At 39.7% G+C, this 19,908-nt stretch carries 17 protein-coding genes and 1 pseudogene; 12 read left to right on the top strand and 6 right to left on the bottom strand.

Going from position 1 to position 19,908, the window contains the following annotated elements; genetic code table 11:
* Positions 1–128 precede the first annotated feature (128 nt).
* On the top strand, positions 129–839 hold the full coding sequence (fadR, locus tag QQK02_RS13455; RefSeq protein ID WP_284208588.1) for a fatty acid metabolism transcriptional regulator FadR: 711 nt from the start codon (positions 129–131) through the stop codon (positions 837–839).
* A 26-nt stretch (positions 840–865) separates the two neighbouring features.
* On the opposite strand, the gene QQK02_RS13460 is transcribed toward fadR, so the two are convergent.
* The 3 genes from QQK02_RS13460 to QQK02_RS13470 are packed head-to-tail and all read right to left on the bottom strand — an operon-like array spanning position 866 to position 5,616.
* Positions 866–2,380, bottom strand: a complete 1,515-nt coding sequence (locus QQK02_RS13460) for a SpoVR family protein (RefSeq protein ID WP_284208589.1) — start codon at positions 2,378–2,380, stop codon at positions 866–868.
* Between the two features lie 11 nt (positions 2,381–2,391).
* On the bottom strand, positions 2,392–3,669 hold the full coding sequence (locus QQK02_RS13465) for a YeaH/YhbH family protein (RefSeq protein WP_284208590.1): 1,278 nt from the start codon (positions 3,667–3,669) through the stop codon (positions 2,392–2,394).
* Between the two features lie 12 nt (positions 3,670–3,681).
* Entirely contained in the window at positions 3,682–5,616 is a 1,935-nt protein-coding gene (locus tag QQK02_RS13470; RefSeq protein ID WP_284208591.1) for a PrkA family serine protein kinase, read from the bottom strand.
* A gap of 322 nt (positions 5,617–5,938) precedes the next feature.
* On the opposite strand from QQK02_RS13470, the gene QQK02_RS13475 reads away from it, so the two are divergent.
* From QQK02_RS13475 to QQK02_RS13485, 3 genes are read left to right on the top strand one after another with little or no spacing between them, the layout of a single operon-like run.
* Positions 5,939–7,558 (top strand): methyl-accepting chemotaxis protein, encoded by a 1,620-nt coding sequence (locus QQK02_RS13475; RefSeq protein WP_284208592.1) that lies wholly within the window; start codon positions 5,939–5,941, stop codon positions 7,556–7,558.
* 34 nt (positions 7,559–7,592) lie between these two features.
* The gene (locus QQK02_RS13480; RefSeq protein WP_284208593.1) at positions 7,593–8,741 is read left to right on the top strand and encodes a porin family protein; all 1,149 of its coding nucleotides are present in this window, start codon (positions 7,593–7,595) and stop codon (positions 8,739–8,741) included.
* Between the two features lie 11 nt (positions 8,742–8,752).
* On the top strand, positions 8,753–9,169 hold the full coding sequence (locus QQK02_RS13485; protein ID WP_284208594.1) for a type 2 periplasmic-binding domain-containing protein: 417 nt from the start codon (positions 8,753–8,755) through the stop codon (positions 9,167–9,169).
* A 46-nt stretch (positions 9,170–9,215) separates the two neighbouring features.
* Here the strand turns inward: QQK02_RS13485 and QQK02_RS13490 are convergent.
* Positions 9,216–10,306: pseudogene (locus QQK02_RS13490) on the bottom strand (integrase core domain-containing protein).
* A 241-nt stretch (positions 10,307–10,547) separates the two neighbouring features.
* On the opposite strand from QQK02_RS13490, the gene QQK02_RS13495 reads away from it, so the two are divergent.
* From QQK02_RS13495 to QQK02_RS13505, 3 genes are read left to right on the top strand one after another with little or no spacing between them, the layout of a single operon-like run.
* Positions 10,548–12,167 carry a methyl-accepting chemotaxis protein gene (locus QQK02_RS13495; RefSeq protein WP_284208595.1) on the top strand — a complete coding sequence of 540 codons (1,620 nt, stop codon included), beginning with the start codon at positions 10,548–10,550 and terminating at the stop codon, positions 12,165–12,167.
* A gap of 38 nt (positions 12,168–12,205) precedes the next feature.
* The gene (locus QQK02_RS13500) at positions 12,206–13,345 is read left to right on the top strand and encodes a porin (protein WP_284208596.1); all 1,140 of its coding nucleotides are present in this window, start codon (positions 12,206–12,208) and stop codon (positions 13,343–13,345) included.
* Between the two features lie 9 nt (positions 13,346–13,354).
* Positions 13,355–13,771: a type 2 periplasmic-binding domain-containing protein gene (locus QQK02_RS13505; RefSeq protein ID WP_284208597.1), complete on the top strand. Its 417-nt coding sequence runs from the start codon at positions 13,355–13,357 to the stop codon at positions 13,769–13,771.
* 74 nt (positions 13,772–13,845) lie between these two features.
* Here the strand turns inward: QQK02_RS13505 and sodB are convergent, their stop codons facing one another.
* Complete coding sequence (sodB, locus tag QQK02_RS13510; protein ID WP_284208598.1) at positions 13,846–14,430, bottom strand: superoxide dismutase [Fe]; 585 nt, start codon at positions 14,428–14,430, stop codon at positions 13,846–13,848.
* 253 nt (positions 14,431–14,683) lie between these two features.
* Here sodB and grxD point away from each other — a divergent pair, with 253 nt between their 5' ends.
* The 3 genes from grxD to QQK02_RS13525 all read left to right on the top strand — a co-directional run bounded on the left by grxD (position 14,684) and on the right by QQK02_RS13525 (position 16,226).
* On the top strand, positions 14,684–15,016 hold the full coding sequence (gene grxD / locus QQK02_RS13515; RefSeq protein WP_284208599.1) for a Grx4 family monothiol glutaredoxin: 333 nt from the start codon (positions 14,684–14,686) through the stop codon (positions 15,014–15,016).
* A 111-nt stretch (positions 15,017–15,127) separates the two neighbouring features.
* Positions 15,128–15,733 (top strand): peroxiredoxin, encoded by a 606-nt coding sequence (locus tag QQK02_RS13520; RefSeq protein ID WP_284208600.1) that lies wholly within the window; start codon positions 15,128–15,130, stop codon positions 15,731–15,733.
* A gap of 136 nt (positions 15,734–15,869) precedes the next feature.
* Positions 15,870–16,226 (top strand): hypothetical protein, encoded by a 357-nt coding sequence (locus QQK02_RS13525; RefSeq protein WP_284208601.1) that lies wholly within the window; start codon positions 15,870–15,872, stop codon positions 16,224–16,226.
* Position 16,227: 1 nt separating this feature from the next.
* Here the strand turns inward: QQK02_RS13525 and rnt are convergent, their stop codons facing one another.
* On the bottom strand, positions 16,228–16,950 hold the full coding sequence (gene rnt, locus QQK02_RS13530) for a ribonuclease T (RefSeq protein WP_284208602.1): 723 nt from the start codon (positions 16,948–16,950) through the stop codon (positions 16,228–16,230).
* Between the two features lie 150 nt (positions 16,951–17,100).
* Between rnt and QQK02_RS13535 the strand changes: the two genes are divergently transcribed.
* Complete coding sequence (locus QQK02_RS13535) at positions 17,101–17,967, top strand: flagellar protein MotY (RefSeq protein ID WP_284208659.1); 867 nt, start codon at positions 17,101–17,103, stop codon at positions 17,965–17,967.
* A gap of 112 nt (positions 17,968–18,079) precedes the next feature.
* Positions 18,080–19,906 (top strand): M1 family metallopeptidase, encoded by a 1,827-nt coding sequence (locus QQK02_RS13540; RefSeq protein WP_284208660.1) that lies wholly within the window; start codon positions 18,080–18,082, stop codon positions 19,904–19,906.
* Positions 19,907–19,908: the final 2 nt, after the last annotated feature.

Here is a 19,908-nt window from a genome sequence, read left to right on the forward strand (position 1 = left end):
TAGTAACAATGCAAAAGAACGTATCATATATGGAAAATAAGGTTAATTAGTTTTATCAAACTTGTTTGAAAGTAATCTTCTGGTACAATCAGTTGAATTGACAAATTTAAAAGGGTTTAAAAGGCCGCATGGTAATTAAAGCACATAGTCCTGCAGGTTTTGCTGAGCAGTGGATAGTTGAATCTATTTGGAATGGTGGCTTCCCGCCTGGTTCTATATTGCCAGCGGAACGCGAATTGTCTGAATTAATTGGTGTAACCCGAACAACCCTACGTGAAGTATTGCAACGTTTAGCAAGAGACGGCTGGCTAACAATAAAACATGGAAAGCCAACAAAAGTTAACGATTTCTGGGAAACGTCAAGTTTAAACATCTTAGAAACGCTAGCGCAACTTGATCAAGACGGTATTCCAGATCTTGTTGATAACTTAATGGCTGCTCGCACTAATATTAGTGCAATATATGTGCGTGGTGCGATCAAGAATAATCCTGAGAAAACCATTGAAATCTTAAAGTCGCATGAAGAGGTTTCAGACGACGGTGACTCATTTGCAGATTTTGATTACCGCCTAAACAAAGAACTAGCAATAGCTTCAGGTAACCCTATTTATTTACTAATTTTAAATGGCTTTGCTGGTTTATATTCTCGCTTAGGTGGCTTATATTTTGCCAATCCAAAAGGTCGAGATATTTCACGTAAGTATTATCAAAAACTGGTACAACTGGCTGAAGCTGGCGAATTTGATGATGCAGTATTCGCTGTACGTAAATATGGTATTGAGTCTGGTCGTTTATGGTTAGAGCTTAAAGAAGACGTATTGAAAGAATTAGTTGAATAACGCTAATTGATAAATAAAAAGCGAGCTTAGCTCGCTTTTTTTGTTTCTGGCTCTGGCCATTGAGACAAAACCTTTTGTGAACCACTGTTTGATTCTTCAACAAGCTTAACGTCAAACTTCCACAAGTAATTTAAATGTTGTAAAACGTCTTTGTGATTATTAGCTAATGGCACGTCACTTTGTGGTGTGTAGCACAGGGTAAGTGAACGATCTCCATCTACGTCTGCATCAGTTATTTGGATATTCGATTCTAAAATACTCAGGTTATACTGCTCTGAAAGCTTACTTCTTATTTCTTTATAGCCCGCCTCATTGTGAATCGCACTCACTTCCACATAACTATTGTTTTGATCATCGTGAATGTTAAAAAATTTCATGTCTCGCATTAACTTGGGTGATAGGTATTGCAATATAAAGCTCTCATCTTTGAAGTTTTCCATTGCAAAATGCACGGTTTCAAGCCAGTCAGCACCTGCTATTTCAGGAAACCATTGTTTGTCTTCTTGCGTTGGTGCCTCGCATATTCTCTTTATATCCATAAACATATTAAAACCAAGTGCATAAGGATTAATGCCGGAATAAAATTTACTGTCATAACTTGGTTGACTGACAACATTTGTGTGGTTGTGTAAGAACTCCATCATAAATTTGTCGGTTACTTTCCCTTCGTCGTATAAGTGGTTCAAAATCGTATAGTGCCAAAAGCAAGCCCAGCCCTCATTCATCACTTGAGTCTGTTTTTGTGGATAAAAGTATTGGGAAATTTTTCTAACAATTCTGACGAGTTCTCGTTGCCACGGGGCGAGTAATGGTGCGTTTTTCTCAATGAAATAAAGAATATTTTCTTGCGGTTCTCTGGGGAATCTATGTGCTGTTGATGCCTTGTTTTCTTTCTGCTCAGGCAAGGTACGCCACAATAAGTTTACTTGAGATTGTAAATATTCCGCGCGCTCTTCTTGCTTTTTTAGCTCTTCATCAAGTGATAATTTTTGAGGGCGTTTATATCTATCAACGCCATGATTCATTAATGCATGGCATGCATCTAAACATGTCTCAACTTCGTCTATTCCATACTTTTGTTCACATTTGGCAACATAGTTTTTTGCAAACAGTAGATAGTCGATAATAGAGCTAGCATCAGTCCATGATTTGAATAAATAGTTATTTTTGAAAAAGGAATTGTGCCCATAACAAGCGTGCGCCATTACAAGTGCCTGCATAGTTACAGAGTTTTCTTCCATGAGATAGGCAATACAAGGATCAGAATTTATGACAATTTCGTAGGCTAGCCCCATATAACCACGTTTATATGTCTGCTCAGTTTCAATAAATTTTTTGCCAAATGTCCAGTGGTTGTAACCAATTGGCATGCCAATACTGGCATAGGCATCCATCATTTGTTCAGCGGTGATGACCTCAATTTGATTCGGGTATGTAGATAACCGATAATGCTTTGCAACCCGTTCAATTTCATCTTGATAGGTTTGTAATAAAGGAAATGTCCAGTCTGGACCGTCATCTAATGGGGTTGAATTAGCCATGATCAGTCTCCTTAAGCTGCTTGAGCTGACTTTTTGCTAAATAGCTCTCGAAACACAGGGTAAATATCTTCTGCTGACTTAATATGGGACATGGCAAAATGTGGTTGAGATTTTTGCACAAGTTCATATTGTTGCCACAAGGTTTGGTGGGCTCTTTGCGTTATTTCTATGTAACTAAAATAACGACATTTAGGCATTAGTGATTGCTCTAACAACTGTCTGCAGTGGGGAGAGTCGTCAGCCCAGTTATCGCCATCCGAAGCTTGAGCACCATATATATTCCATTGAGAGTCACTGTAGCGTTGTTCAATGATTTCCTTCATGAGTTCAAGGGCGCTAGAAGCAATCGTGCCGCCAGTTTCTTGGGAATAGAAGAACTCTTGCTCATCTACTTCTTTTGCCTGTGTATGATGACGAATATAAACCACATCAATTGATTTATATGTTTTAGTTAAAAATAAATAAAGCAAAATGTAGAAACGCTTGGCGATGTCTTTAGTTGCTTGATCCATAGAGCCTGAGACATCCATCAGGCAAAACATGACCGCTTTTGATGTTGGCACTGCTTGTTTGGCGTAGTTTCTATAACGCAAATCAAAACTGTCGATAAAGGGGACTTTTGCAATCTTCGCCTCTAACTCTGCTATTGCTTTTACTAGACGTTTTCGCGCTTGCGTTTCAGCGACAGGTGAAGCGTCTAACTTACTTAATTCATCTTTTAAGCTTTTTAATTCACGGCGTTTGCTACTTGTCATTGCAATACGACGAGCTATAGAGCCTTGAAGTGATTTTACAATATCAATATTAGCGGGCACACCTTCGGCACAATAGCCATTACGAACCGTTTTATACTCAATAAGCTTATCAAGCTGATTCTTTTCGAGGTTAGGAAGCTCAAGATTTTCAAATAGAATATTTAAATACTCATCTTTTGATATTGAAAATACGAAATCGTCATTACCTTCGCCATCGGCACTGGCATTTCCTTCGCCACTGCCTTGGCCTTGGCCACCTTGGGGGCGCGGAATTTTATCTCCTGGGCTAAATTGGTCATTGCCCGGGTGAACTTGATCTCTAACGCCACCTTTACCACGATGAAACATCGGCTCAGACAAATCTTTCTTAGTGATAGATACGTCTTCTCCTGAGTTAACATCGGTAACACCACGTTTATTGATTGCACCTTCAACTGACTGCTTTATTTGGTTTTTATACCGCCTTATAAAGCGCTGTCGATTGACGGTACTTTTATTTTTCGCGTTAAGTCTGCGATCGATAAAATTTGCCATATGGCCCCCTAATTAAGTTGACTTCCTTACGCGTAAATACCATTCCGATAAGAGTCTGACTTGTTTTTGGGTGTAGCCTTTGTCCATCATTCTTTCGACAAAGTTGTCGTGCTTTTTCTGATCTTCGGAAGATGTTTTCGTGTTAAACGAAATCACCGGCAACAGATCTTCCGTATTAGAAAACATTTTCTTCTCAATCACAGATTTGAGTTTCTCATAGCTTGTCCAATTTGGGTTTTGGCCATTGTTGTTCGCTTTTGCACGAAGGACGAAATTGACAATTTCATTGCGAAAATCTTTAGGGTTACTGATACCCGCAGGTTTTTCTATTTTCTCCAATTCGTTATTAAGAGCTTCTCGATCAAATAACTGTCCTGTTTCTGTATCTCTGTACTCTTGGTCTTGTATCCAAAAGTCGGCATAGGTCACATATCGATCAAAAATATTTTGCCCATACTCTGAGTAGGACTCTAGGTAAGCTGTTTGAATTTCTTTTCCAATGAAGTCGATGTATTCAGGAATTAAAAACTCTTTAATAAACGATAAATATTTCTCTGCCGTTTCTTGTGGAAGTTGTTCTCGTTCTATTTGTTGCTCTAGCACGTAAAATAAGTGTACTGGATTGGCAGCAACCTCTATGTGATCAAAGTTAAAAACTCGTGACAGAATTTTAAAAGCAAAGCGCGTTGACAGCCCAGACATACCCTCATCAACACCAGCAAAATCACGATACTCTTGGTATGACTTTGCTTTAGGATCTGTATCTTTGAGACTATCACCGTCATACACTCTCATTTTCGAATACAAGCTTGAGTTTTCAGGGGCCTTTAAACGAGACAGGACACTGAATTTTGCGAGTGTTTCAAACGTATCAGGCGCGCACTGTGCATTACTAAGCTCACTATTTTCAATTAATTTTTGATAAATCTTAACTTCTTCGGTAACACGCATACAATAGGGTACTTTGACGATATACACCCGATCAAGAAACGCCTCATTATTCTTATTATTGCGGAATGTTTGCCATTCTGATTCGTTGGAGTGAGCCAATATAATGCCGTCAAAAGGCAATGCGGATAAGCCTTCTGTAGGATTGTAATTGCCTTCTTGTGTCGCGGTTAATAATGGGTGTAATACTTTAATCGGTGCTTTAAACATCTCAACAAATTCCATAACACCTTGGTTAGCACGACATAGCGCACCTGAGTAGCTATAGGCATCAGCATCATTTTGTGCAAAGTGTTCTAATTGCCTGATATCAACTTTACCCACTAACGCAGAAATATCTTGATTGTTATCATCGCCGGGCTCTGTTTTAGCGATTGCTAATTGGTCAAGAATTGACGGGTAAACCTTTACCACTTCAAACTGGGCAATATCACCTTTAAACTCATGCAGGCGTTTTGCAGCCCAAGGCGACATAATTGTTTTTAGGTAACGTTTAGAAACGCCATATTCTTCTTGTAAAATTTTACTATCTGCATGGGCGTCAAATAAGCAAAAAGGATGATCGTTTACAGGGCTACATTGGCCATTGGCACTTAATACATAAATAGGTTCTTGTTGCATCAGCGCTTTGAGTTTCTCTGCAAGAGACGATTTACCACCGCCAACTGGCCCTAATAAATAAAGAATTTGCTTTTGTTCCTCTAACCCTTGAGATGCATGAGTGAGGTAGGAAACAATTTGCTCAATAGCTTCTTCCATACCGTAAAACTCAGAAAAAGCAGGATAACGCGCAATGACACGGTTAGAAAAAATCCTACTTAGCCTGGCATCTGACGAAGTGTCGATCATCTCGGGCTTGCCGATAGCATGAAGCAACCGTTGTGCTGCACTGGCATAAGCCATCGGGCTTTCGCGACATATATCTAGAAACTCTTGAATACTGTAACGCTCTTGTAACGCTTCGTCGTAACGACTTTTGAAATGTTGAAAAATAGACATATCCCCTCCAACGCTTTTCACGAAATTGGTTACTAATAAAGTAGACCGGGAAAATAAGAGACCTACTTTAAGCCTAGTTGCTTTACCGAAAATTTCGAGGAAATTTAATAAATTGTTGCGCCATCGATCATAGAAACAAATGCGAAACAAAAAACACCTTCTTTACTATGTTGTGTGGAAGCGCTTTCCATTAGAATCCTCGGTCATTAAATACACGGTTTACTTAGTACTATTCGTTTGGATACAAATAGATAACAATCTTTGACATATGGAAGCTAACGGAACTGATGCTTTGATTAAATAAATGAACTGGGAACACTTAATGAACTGGTTTAAAGCACTATCTATTCAAGTAAAAATATTATTGATTCCAATAGTCGGTTTGATTGGTTTTAGCACATATTTAACGACTAGCTTAATCAACATTAACAAAGCAGAAGCAATGCTAACTAATGCTTATCAGGTTGAGTATAGGTTACTTACGGCGTCTGAGTTTGGTTTGGTGAAGCTTGATAAAATACGTGAAACGTTAAGTAGCGCTGTAACTATGGGCGAAGCAGAGTTAATCGTTAGTGCCAACAAAACGGCAACAGAAATCAACGACCGATTACATCAACAAATTCCGCTTGATACTAACAGCGGGGAATTTCTAAAGCAGTGGTTAATAGATTTCGATAGTTATTATCAAAATACCGTAAGTTTAACTAAGGAAATGGTTGATGGAGTAGCTGACTTTGACCTAGTTGCAGACAAAGCAGCGCGAGTCAATTCTCAATATCAAGCGTTGGAAAGTGAGTTACAAAAGTTTCAAGAAACCCATTTGTCATTATTTGATAACGCATTTATTAATGTTATCGAGACCGCTGAGTCAAACGGAAAAATCGGCTTATTCGTTGGTATTGTTACAATTGTCATTCTTTTTGCAGTTGCTATTCCTATCGCTATGACAGCGAAAAAGAGTTCGGCCGATATTATTAACTCAATGCGCGACATCGCACAGGAGAACGGTGATTTAACTGTTCGACTGTCAACGACCAGCAAAGATGAAATAGGTGAGCTTGTTCACTGGTTTAATAGTTTTATCGAAAAACTACAGGGTGTAATAAAGAACGTAGTTGAAACAGCTAAACCGATTGAAAGTACTGCGCACAATATTCAGTCGCTATCAAATCAAACAATTACGTCTTTCAAAACGCAAAGCGATGCAGTAGTTCATTCTCGCCAATCAGTCGAGGAAATGAGCCACTCGGTCGCTGATATTACCAGAAATGCAGCTGATGCAGCTGATGCAGCCTCTAATGCCAACCATGAAGCTGAACAGGGCAGAGAGGTTGTGCAACAAACGGTAGAGGGTATTACAGAGCTGTCAAATATAGTGGCCGAAGCTGCTGAAACAATTAATCAGCTTCAAGAAGATACTAGTCAGGTGAATGTGGTGTTAGATGTCATCAAAGGTATCGCAGAACAGACAAATTTACTCGCCTTAAACGCTGCAATTGAAGCTGCGCGCGCTGGTGAACAAGGTAGAGGATTTGCGGTTGTCGCAGATGAGGTGAGAAATCTAGCATCAAGAACACAAGAATCGACGGAAGAAATTAACCTAATGCTTGAAAAGTTACAATTGGCTGCCGGCAAAGCAGTTGAAATGATGGATAACTCGCGTTCAAGTGTTGAAGTATCTGTTGAAAGTGCCAATCAAGCGGGTGAACGCTTAAGTGTAATCACCAGTACAGTGAATACCATTTCGGATATGAATGGTGCAATTGCCGTTGCTACGGAAGAACAAAATACGGTAGCGGGGCTAATGGTTGGTCAAGTTGAAGATATTCAACAATGCGCTGACGAAGCCTCATTAGCATCTAATGAAATTGCGAGTGTTTCAAATCAATTAAACGACTTGGCGATCGAACTCGCTAAGGTTACCAGTAAATTTAAAGTATAAACATCATAAGTGCCTTAATTGGCGGGATAAATAAATGAAAACAAAACTAAGTATGATTGTGCTAGCAAGTATGATCAGTGCTCCATCGTTTGCTGCAGATATTGAACGGAATGGCTTCGCCTCTATTGTTGCCGGCCAAACAACATCGTCAGATCAAGAATTTGATGGTTACACAAATGATTTAACTTTCGATAACGGCTCAATCATCGGCTTACAAGCTACGTCTGATTTAGGCAACGGTTTAGGTATGACTGCTCAGATTATCGCTAAGGGCGAAGATGGCTGGGACCCTGAATTTGCATGGGCTTATTTGAGCTATGATTTTACAGATGATACTCGTGTACTTGTTGGTCGCCAACGCGCACCCTTTTACATGTACTCTGACTATATCGACGTGTCATACGCTTACCCATGGATCACACCGCCAAGTGGTGTCTACAGTTTACCATTTGACGCGATTAACGGTGTTTCAATCATTCATAGTATGCAAATCGGACAGTTTGATACAACAACTCACGTGTCATACGGTCAGAACTCTGAACCAACTGAAGTTTTAGGCGAATTGGTTGACGTTGATGTAGAAAGTGTTGTGATTGGCTCATTTACTGCCAATCGCGATTGGTTAACATTGCGTGCTGCTTATGCGGTTGCTAACGTGTCTTTTTATGGAGATGAAGGTTCTAGTATTGATCAGATAGCTGACCTGGCGGCAATCTGGGAGGGGTTAGGTTATAGCAATATAGCAAATGGTCTTGTTTCGAATAGCGATCAAGGTTCATTTTTACAAGTAGGTTTTCAAATTGATCATAATGACTGGTTATTTGTCGGTGAATATACCGAAGTTGATCTAAGTGATTCAGTTATTGGTAAAGATGATTCATTTTATGTGATGGCTGGTAAACGTTTTGACAATATCATGCTACATGTTACTTATGGGCAAGATAACTCAGCCGGTAAATTACTAACGTCAGGTATTACTGAACCAGCATTTGTTGACTTAGTTGCGGCTACTGATGCTGCCATGAACTCACAAAATGAAGATTCTAATTTTGCAACAGTAGGTGCTCGTTGGGATTTTCATGAAGCGGCCGCTTTAAAGTTTGAATACACGAAACACTCAGATGATTTAAATGGCTTGAATGATGCTGACGTTGTTCGTATGGCATTCGTAACCGTATTTTAGGGAGATATATTATGAAGTTAATAATAAAAGGGGTAATAGTTGTGATTAGCTTAATGTCATCTGTGGTGTTGGCAGAGGTAGCTGTTGTTGTTAATACCACTAACGCAAACAGTTTGGCAAATAGTGACGTTTCGCGAATTTTTCTAGGTAAGATGAAAAGCTTTCCTGATGGCTCTTCAACGATACCCGTAAACTTAGAATCTGGCAGCACAGTGCGCGGTGAGTTTGAAGAAAAAGCACTAGGTAAAAGCTCTAGCCAGGTTAAAGCTTATTGGTCTAAGCAGGTTTTCTCTGGCAAAGGGAAGCCACCAAAGGAGCTTGCCAGTGATGCTGACATTATTCGTTTTGTAAGCGCAACACCAGGAGCTATTGGCTACGTTGATGCAACAAGTGTCAACGACAAAGTAAAGGTTATCGCAAAATATTAGCGTGATGCTGCATGGTCGGCCCAAACATGGGTTGACACAATTATAGTTAAAACGCCTGATGTATGTCATCGGGCGTTTGTATTTTAAGGTCCTGTGTGGCCTTCGTTGATTTTAGATAGCGATTGACTGTTCTAGCATTTTTCTAGCCTCCTCACGACTGTTTGGCTTTCTAATCAAGTATTCATTTTTCAATATACCATTTATCCGCTCAGCTAGTGCAATTGGGTAGCAGTCATAACCATCGATCATTGAGTTGGTAATGCCATGTTGCTCATGAAGTGCTTGATACTCGATTGAGCAGTATTTAATTATTATCGACTTGATAACCAACGACTTTACGTGAATAAGCGTCGGTCACTAAGCTCAGGTATATATCTCTTGCTACGTAGGTAAACAAGTAATATCAGCCACCCAGAGTTGCTCTGGAGCATGAGCAGTCATACCTTGCTTAATCAAGCTTGGATGGCAGTGAAACCGATGATGGTTTTGTGTGATGATATGCTCGCTTTACCGAGACAAGTAAACGGTTGTCTCTGAGCAAGTTGAACAACCGGTCACGTCCAATCCATAAATGTTGCAGAGTCATTAAGTATTGAAGCTTTCTTGCGCCAATACGTGGTTGAACAAGGTGCTCATCACCAGCGAAGCGCACGGTGATTTGCTCAATAGTTTGACGCGCGTTATATAACTGTAGGGGTTTCTAAAATGCCCGACGGTTAATGCCAATGAAGCGACAAGCTTGTGTTACGGTGAGTTTCTTAACCGTTTTTTTCAATAACTTTGCTTTGCGCTTTTTTGACAGGCGGACGCCAAAGTCTCTATCAATAGCTTTTACGACAGCTTAGAAGACGTCAGCTTTTGGCTGATTTCTTCTAACGCCTTCTCAAGTGCTTTGGTTCTCTGCTCTGGCATTAGATATTTAGATTCAGTCTTGATTGATTCCTTTGATAAGTGTTGAAGTGCGCCGCTAGTCCAATCTAGTCGACCATGCTTACGAAGCCAAACTAAAACTGTAGAGCGCCCTTGAATACCATAATTATCTTGAGCTTCTTTATAAGTCATTTCGACTTGGTCTACAGCAGATAATTTAAAAGCGTGATAATAATCGCGCTGAGTGCGCTTAGTGATTAGTTTTATTACTTTCTCTTAATTTAAGTGGAAAAAGTGTCTACCTTATTTAAGACGGGTCAACATGATTACAAAGCGGACGCAATTAGCCCTCTTTGTTTTTATTGGGGAGTGAATGTCTTTATTTCAGAGCCTAGCCATGGTTTTGTCAATTTTTTTCCCTTACTAAATAAAAAATAAGGCATTTTTTGAGATGTTTTCTAAACTTAAGAAAACATTAATGTTTAGCAACCAGGTGAGATAACACATTATGAATTGGTTTAGTTCATTATCGATACAAATAAAAATCCTCGTAATACCTGTTTTTGGTGCTGTAGGTTTCTGTATCTACTTGATGACAAGTTTAATAACAATGTCACAAACACAATCTTTGCTAAATAATGCTTATAAGGTTGAGTATAGATTATTAACAGCGTCAGAATTTGCCATTGTTCGGTTAGACAAAATTAAAGAAACACTCGCAAACGCCGCGACTATGGGCGAGGTTGAACTTGTTGATAATGCACAAGAAACTGCAAGTGAAATGAATGAAAAGTTAATGTCAGTATCTTCTCTTGATGCTGAAAGCGGGCGCTTTATTCGAGGTTGGCTTGATGATTTGGATGACTATTTAGTAGCGGCAAGTGGTTTATCAAATCAAATGATTGATGGCACCGCTGATTTCGACAAAATAGCAGATAGTGCCGCTAACATTAATAACCAGTACGAAACCATTCAAGAAAAAATGAAGACCTTTCAAGCAGCGAGATTAAATTCATTTAATACTGCATTTGAAATGGTAGTAGACAATGCTGAGTCAACCGGTCGCACGGGTATCATTATTGGCGTAGTGACCATTGTTCTGTTATTTGCTGTTGCAGTGCCTATTGCATTGACTGCGAAACGTAGCCTCGCTGATTTAATTGTCTCCATGAAAGACATTGCACAAGAAAATGGCGATTTGACGGTGCGAATTAAAACACAAAGCCAAGATGAAATCGGTGAGTTAGTTCATTGGTTTAATAACTTTATAGAGAAATTACAAGGCGTTATTAAGAACGTAGTAGAAACGGCAAGTCCGGTAGCCAACACCGCTAACAGTATTCAAGGCTTATCTAACCAAACGATAAAATCATTTGAAAAGCAAAGTACTGCAGTTGTTCAATCACGTCAGTCGGTAGAAGAAATGAGCCAATCCGTCGCTGATATTACGCGAAATGCAGCTGATGCGGCTGATGCAGCCAACAATGCAAATCAAGAAGCAGAGCAAGGTAGAGAAGTTGTTCAACAAACCGTTGATGGTATTAAAGACTTAGAGCAAACCGTGTCTAGCGCAGCAGAAACGATTAACCAGCTTCAAGAAGATACCAACCGCGTTAATGTTGTGCTTGATGTGATTAAAGGAATTGCTGAACAAACAAATTTACTTGCACTTAATGCAGCCATTGAGGCAGCACGCGCCGGTGAACAAGGTCGAGGTTTCGCAGTTGTTGCCGATGAAGTGCGTAACCTAGCTTCTAGAACACAAGAATCGACGGAAGAAATCAATCAAATGTTAGAGCAGCTGCAAAGTGCTGCGAGTAAAGCCGTTGAAATGATGGATAGCTCTCAATCTCGAGTAGAAGCATCTGTTGAAAGTGCTAATCAAGCGGGCGATAGATTGTCTGTTATTACGAGCACGGTAAATACGATTTCGGATATGAACGGGGCAATCGCTGTCGCGACTGAGCAACAAAGCACTGTCGCAGGAGTAATGGTAGAGCAAGTTGAAGATATTCAACACTGTGCCGACGAAGCTTCAACCGCCTCACTAGAAATTGCCTCTGTGTCAAACCAACTAAACGATCTCGCTGCGGAATTAGCCGACGTAACATCTAAATTTAAAGTTTAAACATGAAATAACGCCAACTAAGGCGGGGGAGAGTACACATGAAAGCAAAATTAAGTGCGCTAGCAATAGCAACACTTATGTCAACATCCGCAATGGCGGTTGACATACAATGGAATGGATTTGCCTCTATCGTTGCCGGACAAACACTGTCGAGTGGCGAGTCGGTTTATGGATTTAACGATGATATAAGTTTTGATTCAGGTTCATTGATTGCTATTCAAGCAAGCTCTGATCTTGGCAATGGCTTAGGAGTAACGGCGCAAATTCTATCTAAAGGTGATGATGACTGGGATCCAGAGTTTGCGTGGGCATACGTCAGTTATGATTTTACTGATAGTTTTAGAATGTTGGTAGGGCGACAACGCGCACCTTTTTATATGTATTCTGACTTTTTAGATGTGTCTTATGCATACCCTTGGATTACACCTCCTGAAGGCGTATATAGCTTACCATTCGATACATTCGATGGCGTTGGTTTTATATACAATGCATCTATAGGTGAGTTTGATACAACAACTCACTTCACTTATGGCGGTAATAACAACGGTACACAGATTGCAGGTGAAGATGTCGAGCCCGATTTTAAAGATATTATGGCATTATCCGTTACACTTAACCGAGAATGGTTAACCTTAAGGGCTGCTTATGCAGTTGCTGAGTCGACAATTCCTATTTCGAGTATAGAAGCACTGGCAGCAGGCTGGAGTCAAACACCGTTTGCTGACATAGGCGATGCGATTAGAGTATTTGAAGATGATGGTGAGTTTTTAGAGTTGGGCTTCCAGATCGACTACAATGATTGGATTGTTGTTGGTGAATATACAGAGATAGATACGGGGGATACCTTCCTTAACAATGATGATTCATATTACCTTATGGTTGGTAAACGAGTTAATTCAGTTACTTACCATATTACCTATGGTGCGGATAGTGCAGATCCTTTAAATGCTACTGAAGGCGTGCCGGTTGGTGTTGATCCTGCATTGGATTTTTTGGTTGCGAATACAAATGCTGCAACCGCATCACAAGCTGAAGATACCACATTTTTAACCGTAGGCGCCCGTTGGGATTTCCACGATTCGGCTGCCGTTAAGTTTGAATATACGGACTTTTCTGATGACTTAGATTCACAATCAGATGCTGGGTTATTACGAATGGCAATTGTGACGGTATTTTAAGGGGGCATTATGAAAAAATTTATTACAAGTTTATTGTGTACCTTGTGCTTAATATCTACCTCAGCACTTGCAGAAGTAGTGGTAGTTGTTGGCGCGTCGAATGGCAATAGCCTATCGGGTTCAGACGTATCACGTATATTTTTAGGAAAGCTAAAAAAGTTTGGTGATGGAAGCTCTGTTATACCGGTTAATCTGGCTTCAGGCTCTGATGTTAGAGCGGCTTTTGAAAAAAATGCCTTAGGTAAAAGCTCTAGTCAGATCAAAGCTTATTGGTCTAAGCAGGTGTTCTCCGGCAAAGGTAAGCCACCAAAAGAGTTAGGCTCAGATGCTGACGTTATCAATTTTGTTAGCAGCAACCCTGGTGCCATTGGCTATATTGATGCGGGTAGTGTTAATGATAGCGTTAAGGTGGTTGCAACGTTCTAAAAGCAAACATGCTTAAAACAAAAAGAGGTCAGCGTAATGTTACGCTGACCTCTTTTTTAATTGTCTAGCTAAAATTAGCCTGCGTAGTTTTGCGCAGCGAAATCCCAGTTAGCTAATGCCCAGAAAGCTTCCATGTAGCTCGGACGTAAATTACGGTAATCAATGTAATAAGCATGTTCCCATAAATCTACAGTGATTAAAGGTGTAACACCTTCTTCAGTTAACGGCGTTGCTGCGTTAGATGTGTTAACAATTGCTAAGCTACCATCTGCATTTTTAACTAACCAAGTCCAGCTTGAACCGAAGTTGTTTACTGCGCTGTTGGTAAATTGAGCTTTGAATTCATCAAATGAACCAAATTGTGCATTAATTGCATCAGCTAAAGCACCTGAAGGCTGACCACCAGCGTTTGGCGCTAAAGAGTTCCAGTAGAAAGTATGGTTCCAAATTTGTGCTGCGTTATTAAATACGCCACCTTCAGAAGACTTTACGATATCTTCTAAAGATTTGCCTTCGAAGTCAGTACCTTCAATTAAACCGTTAAGCTTTACCACGTATGTATTGTGGTGCTTACCGTAGTGGTATTCTAAAGTTTCAGCTGAAATGTGTGGCTCAAGAGCGTTTTGAGCGTACGGTAATGCTGGTAATTCAATTGCCATTTGTCTCTCCAGGAATGGTTTATATAATTTTAATCTTGAACAAAAACAAAGAAAGAGTTTGCTTTTGTTAAAAACCTAGTAAAATACTCAAGTTTTTTAAAGATAAGCTTATTCTACTCATATTTGTGGGGTTTGCCATAGGTTTTATCAAGACTAAATTGTTTTTTTATAGAATAAAATAGACGATTAAACCTTGATATCGAAGATTAAAGCCACCATTGAGTAAGCATTAGGTAGAACGATAGAGGTTACTATGGATACGATTGAACGTATTAAAGAACAGATTTCAGAAAATGCCATTTTATTATACATGAAAGGCTCACCAAAATTACCGAGCTGTGGCTTCTCAGCTCAATCGGCACAAGCAATGATGTCTATCGGTGAAAAGTTTGCTTATGTTGATATTTTACAAAATCCAGACATTCGCGCTGAATTACCTAAGTATGCTGATTGGCCAACGTTTCCACAATTATGGATCAACGGCGAGTTAATTGGTGGCTGTGATATTATTTTAGAAATGTATCAACAAGGCGAATTGCAAGAGCTAGTAAAGCAAGCTGCTCAAGCAGATAGCGAAAACGCATAAATTAACCGTTTACTGTTGAATTAATTTTTTATGTCCGCATCATATTTGATAGCTGATAATTAAACAGTGTACATATAAGTAAATATTTAAATAAAAATATTGGAGAATAAAATGAGTGTATTAGTTGGTCGTCCAGCTCCGGACTTTACTGCTGCTGCTGTATTAGGTACAGGCGAAATCGTTGATGAGTTTACGCTTAGTCAAGCAATCAAAGGTAAAAAAGCTGTTGTATTTTTCTACCCATTAGATTTCACTTTCGTATGTCCTTCTGAGCTACTTGCTTTCGATCACCGTATGGAAGAATTTAAAGCTCGTGGTGTTGAAGTAATCGGTGTTTCTATTGATTCTCAATTCTCTCACAATGCATGGCGTAACACGCCAGTTAACGAAGGTGGTATTGGTCCAGTTAAATACACTTTAGTTGCTGACGTTAAACACGAAATCTGTCAAGCATACGACGTAGAGCACCCAGAAGCTGGTGTTGCATTTCGAGGTTCATTCTTAATTGATGAAGAGGGTAACGTTCGTCACCAAGTTGTTAACGATTTACCATTAGGTCGTAACGTTGATGAAATGATTCGTATGGTTGATGCATTACAATTCCACCAAGAGCACGGTGAAGTATGTCCAGCAGGTTGGAACAAAGGTGATACAGGTATGACTGCATCTCCAGAAGGCGTAGCGTCTTACTTATCAGACAACGCTGACAAATTATAATAAATAGACATATCACATTTGTTTTAATTTAAAATTTGTATAAAAAAGGCCAGCTTTATGCTGGCTTTTTTCTTTTATAGGCGTAAAATTTTGATCGATTTTTAAACGGAAGTATCTTTGATTAAGGAATGATCATATGAAATTTTTGCCACTAGTTTGTTTTGTTTTTTGTATTTGGGTTGTAGCAATTAAAGCTCCAAGCCACGTATTGCTTTTGGCTGCATCACTTTATTGTTTAGCCAGTATTATTACCGTTCACTTTTACCTTGCCTATAAGTCGTCTTACCCATTTGGGAAAAGAACGGTTAAGTCTCGGTTACCGCATGTCGTTTATGAGTATTTACCATTCATATACGGCGCATTTGCACTGACGATTATTTATATTAGTCAGCATGTTGCAATCACGCTTGTCGCTATAGGCTTACTAGTACTGGCGGCTAGGCATATACTTTGCCGGTTTCATAATCGCGTATTTCAACCGACAACGTTTTAAACTATGCTTGGCTTTCTTCTTCAGATAATGGCCAACCGCCTAGCGATTGCCATTTATTTACGATAAAGCAAAATAGGTCTGCAGTGCGCTCGGTATCATAGAGTGCGCTGTGGGCTTCTTTATTATCAAAAGGAATGTTAGCTGCTTCACAGGCTTTAGCTAAGACCGTTTGCCCTAAAGCTAAGCCCGCCAACGTTGCGGTATCGAAACTCACAAATGGATGAAATGGACTGCGTTTAATATTGGTACGTTCAATCGCGGCATTAACAAAGCCAAGATCAAAGGCTGCATTATGTGCAACCATAATGGCGCGCTGGCAGCCAGCTTGTTTCATTTTTTTTCGAATCATTTTGAATAGGGTTTTCAAAGCCTCTGATTCGTCAACATTACCGCGTAATGGATGAGTCGGATCAATACCGGTAAAAGCGAGCGCTGAAGGTTCAAGGTTAGCGCCTTCAAATGGCTCGACATTAAAGCTGATGCTTTCGTCTAATGAAATAACACCTGACACTTCGTCCATAGAAAGTGTCGTTGCTGCAATTTCAAGTAATGCATCGGTTTTTGCATTGAAACCAGCGGTTTCTACATCGACAACAACAGGAAAATAACCTCTGAAACGTTGAGCGAAAGCAGACTTCGCTTCTTTAGTGCTTTGCTTTGTTTCTGTCTTTTCTTGTGTGTTAGTTAAAGAAGTATTTTCAGTGTTATCTTCAGATTGTGACATGAGCTATTTATTACGGCTTAATTTAAGGCTAATTATCTCAGAAATTCGCCAGCAAGCTAAGGCTTATTTCGACCTTTTGCTAAAATTATATTAAAGTTGTCAGTAGTAAAGCCGATATAAAAATGACGATTAACGATAGTTGAATTGATGATGAAGATACTTCCTTTTGCTTTAAGTGCAGCAGTTACGGCTTTTTCCTGTAATGCGATGGTTCGCCATTACGAAGCAGATCTATACGATTCAAGCTGGCAGGTTGCTGAAAATTCAAGGTTAAAATGTACGCTTACCCATCAAATTCCTAATTATGGTGAGGCGGTATTCTCCTCTGTTGCTAATCGTCAGTTAAATATGAACTTTGAGTTAGATATGCTTAGGTTGCCTGATACCTATGGTTTAGCTGAAGTTCGTTCTATGCCACCAAGTTGGAAGCCAGGACACGGTGGGCGTGTTATTGCTCAAATGGATTTGCATAAGCAGTTTTCGCCAAGCCTTTCTAAAAAAGTTGCTTGGACAATGCTCAGCGAACTAGAGCAAGGAATGAATCCTAAAATGTTCTACCAAGATTGGTATAACGAAACCAATAAAGTCGCTGTCGGTTTATCGCCAGCGCGTTTTTCAAAGGCCTATCAATCGTTCGTTAGCTGTGTTGGAAATTTGCTTAATTACAGCTTTGAAGACATTAGTTACACGGTGTTAAATTACCAGTCAAATTCTGATGAGTTAACTAAAGCCTCTAAAAAGCGTATATCGATGATCACAGAGTATCTAGCACTCGATTCTGAACTAGAAATCGTTTTGATCGATGCGTTTACTGATAGTTATGGTGGTCGATGGCCTAACCTTAAGTTGTCAGAAAAGCGCGCAGCTAAAATTCAAAAACACTTTATCGATGCTGGCATTGATATCGCCCGAATTACTGCAACCGGTTACGGTGAAAAGCGTCATATTGCCTCTAACCAAACAGTGTTAGGACGCGAGCAGAACAGACGCGTTGTGATTAGAATGGATAAGCCATAACGGTTTATACTTTGCTAATTACAAAGTAAAGATAATGATTGAATAGGCCTGTTGGTTGTCATAACCTACAGGCCTTAAATTTTTTTGGAGAGTTACATTGTTTATTTTACGAATGTTTCTAATCACTTGTCTTTTATTTGCTAGTAAAGGTTTTGCAAAATTAAATGATGCCTATACCTACGCAAACTATGATGAAGTCAAGGTATCCCATGTCTATTTAGACCTAGCCATTGATTTTGACGAAAAACAATTATCAGGTTTTGCAGAGTTGTCGTTAAACTGGATTGACAAACAGTCGCGGGTTATTAACCTTGATACGCGAGATCTTGTGATTAAACATGTGATGGCGAAAACCAGTAAAGGGCAATGGAAAAGCGTTCCTTTTAATTTAGCCGCTTATGATGATGTTTTAGGTCAAAAGTTAGTGTTGTCTGTAGGGTTTCAACCAAAAACCGTTCGTGTTTACTATCACTCAACACCGAAAGCTTCTGGTCTACAGTGGTTAACACCAGAACAAACTGCCGGCAAAAAACAGCCATTTATGTTCAGTCAGTCCCAAGCTATACATGCTCGTTCTTGGATGCCTATTCAAGATACGCCAAGTGTTCGAATGACTTATACCGCGCGCATTACAACGCCAAAAAATGTATTAGCGGTTATGAGCGCCAACAATGAACCTGATACAAAGCGTGATGGTGACTATTTCTTTGAAATGCCACAAGCAATACCACCTTACTTAATTGCAATTGCAGCGGGTGATCTCACGTTTAAGCCGATGAGTGATGTAACTGGGGTATATGCTGAGCCGAGCGTTGTTGACTCTGCGGTTGCAGAATTTAATGACACTCAAAAAATGATTGATGAAACGGAAAAGCTATTTGGTGAATACCGCTGGGGGCGATACGATTTATTGATTTTGCCTCCTAGTTTCCCATTTGGTGGTATGGAAAATCCACGTTTGTCATTCATTACCCCTACCGTGATTGCCGGCGATAAATCACTCGTTAATTTAATTGCTCATGAGCTAGCTCATTCTTGGTCAGGTAACTTGGTAACGAATGAAACATGGCGTGACCTATGGCTAAATGAAGGTTTTACGAGTTATGTTGAAAACCGCATTATGGAACAAGTGTTTGGCCGTAAACGAGCAATGATGGAGCAATCACTAGATAGACAAAGCCTAGGCTACGAATTAGCCGAATTAGCACCAGGTGACACACAGCTATACATTGATTTAGCGGGCAGAGATCCTGATGATGCTTTTTCTGGTGTACCTTATATTAAAGGGCAACAATTTTTAGTTTACCTTGAGCAGCAATATGGTCGTGAGATTTTTGACACGTTTATTCGTGATTATTTTGATGATCATGCTTTTGAGAGTTTAGGCACGAAAGCGTTCGAGCAATATTTACTAAAGAACCTAATAAACAAGTACCCAGGTACGGTAAGTGAAGCTGAGGTTAATGAATGGATTTACGAACAAGGTTTACCTTCATTTGCACCAAAGCCTAGCTCTGATGCCTTTACTACGATTGACCAGCAAATCTTTGACTTATTAGGTGGAAAGCTTGCTTTGTCTGCGTTACCTACAGCGAATTGGACAGTGCATGAGTGGCTTCACTTTATCAATAACTTGCCTTTAGATATCACGCAAGCGTGGATGACAAAACTAGATCAGCAGTTTAAGTTAACCACCAGTACTAATGCAGAAATAGCGCATGCTTGGTATCTGTTGTCATTACGTGTTGGTTATAAAGAAATATACCCAGCAATGAAAACATACTTAATTGGTATTGGTAGAAGAAAACTTATTGTACCATTGTACAAAACGCTTGCTGAATCTGAGGAAGGCAAGGTTTGGGCGACAGAGGTATATCAAATTGCTCGACCAGGCTATCACCCTTTAGCGCAAGGTACGGTAGATAATATTTTAAAATAAAA

The sequence above is a fragment of the Thalassotalea eurytherma genome, from assembly GCF_030161415.1.
GTDB lineage: Bacteria > Pseudomonadota > Gammaproteobacteria > Enterobacterales > Alteromonadaceae > Thalassotalea_G > Thalassotalea_G eurytherma.

Excerpts from the sequence above, each read along its gene's own strand:
- fadR (WP_284208588.1), top strand. The coding sequence starts at position 129 with ATGGTAATTAAAGCACATAGTCCTGCAGGTTTTGCTGAGCAGTGGATA.
- QQK02_RS13460 (WP_284208589.1), bottom strand. The coding sequence starts at position 2,380 with ATGGCTAATTCAACCCCATTAGATGACGGTCCAGACTGGACATTTCCT.
- QQK02_RS13465 (WP_284208590.1), bottom strand. The coding sequence starts at position 3,669 with ATGGCAAATTTTATCGATCGCAGACTTAACGCGAAAAATAAAAGTACC.
- QQK02_RS13470 (WP_284208591.1), bottom strand. The coding sequence starts at position 5,616 with ATGTCTATTTTTCAACATTTCAAAAGTCGTTACGACGAAGCGTTACAA.
- QQK02_RS13475 (WP_284208592.1), top strand. The coding sequence starts at position 5,939 with ATGAACTGGTTTAAAGCACTATCTATTCAAGTAAAAATATTATTGATT.
- QQK02_RS13480 (WP_284208593.1), top strand. The coding sequence starts at position 7,593 with ATGAAAACAAAACTAAGTATGATTGTGCTAGCAAGTATGATCAGTGCT.
- QQK02_RS13485 (WP_284208594.1), top strand. The coding sequence starts at position 8,753 with ATGAAGTTAATAATAAAAGGGGTAATAGTTGTGATTAGCTTAATGTCA.
- QQK02_RS13495 (WP_284208595.1), top strand. The coding sequence starts at position 10,548 with ATGAATTGGTTTAGTTCATTATCGATACAAATAAAAATCCTCGTAATA.
- QQK02_RS13500 (WP_284208596.1), top strand. The coding sequence starts at position 12,206 with ATGAAAGCAAAATTAAGTGCGCTAGCAATAGCAACACTTATGTCAACA.
- QQK02_RS13505 (WP_284208597.1), top strand. The coding sequence starts at position 13,355 with ATGAAAAAATTTATTACAAGTTTATTGTGTACCTTGTGCTTAATATCT.
- sodB (WP_284208598.1), bottom strand. The coding sequence starts at position 14,430 with ATGGCAATTGAATTACCAGCATTACCGTACGCTCAAAACGCTCTTGAG.
- grxD (WP_284208599.1), top strand. The coding sequence starts at position 14,684 with ATGGATACGATTGAACGTATTAAAGAACAGATTTCAGAAAATGCCATT.
- QQK02_RS13520 (WP_284208600.1), top strand. The coding sequence starts at position 15,128 with ATGAGTGTATTAGTTGGTCGTCCAGCTCCGGACTTTACTGCTGCTGCT.
- QQK02_RS13525 (WP_284208601.1), top strand. The coding sequence starts at position 15,870 with ATGAAATTTTTGCCACTAGTTTGTTTTGTTTTTTGTATTTGGGTTGTA.
- rnt (WP_284208602.1), bottom strand. The coding sequence starts at position 16,950 with ATGTCACAATCTGAAGATAACACTGAAAATACTTCTTTAACTAACACA.
- QQK02_RS13535 (WP_284208659.1), top strand. The coding sequence starts at position 17,101 with ATGAAGATACTTCCTTTTGCTTTAAGTGCAGCAGTTACGGCTTTTTCC.
- QQK02_RS13540 (WP_284208660.1), top strand. The coding sequence starts at position 18,080 with ATGTTTCTAATCACTTGTCTTTTATTTGCTAGTAAAGGTTTTGCAAAA.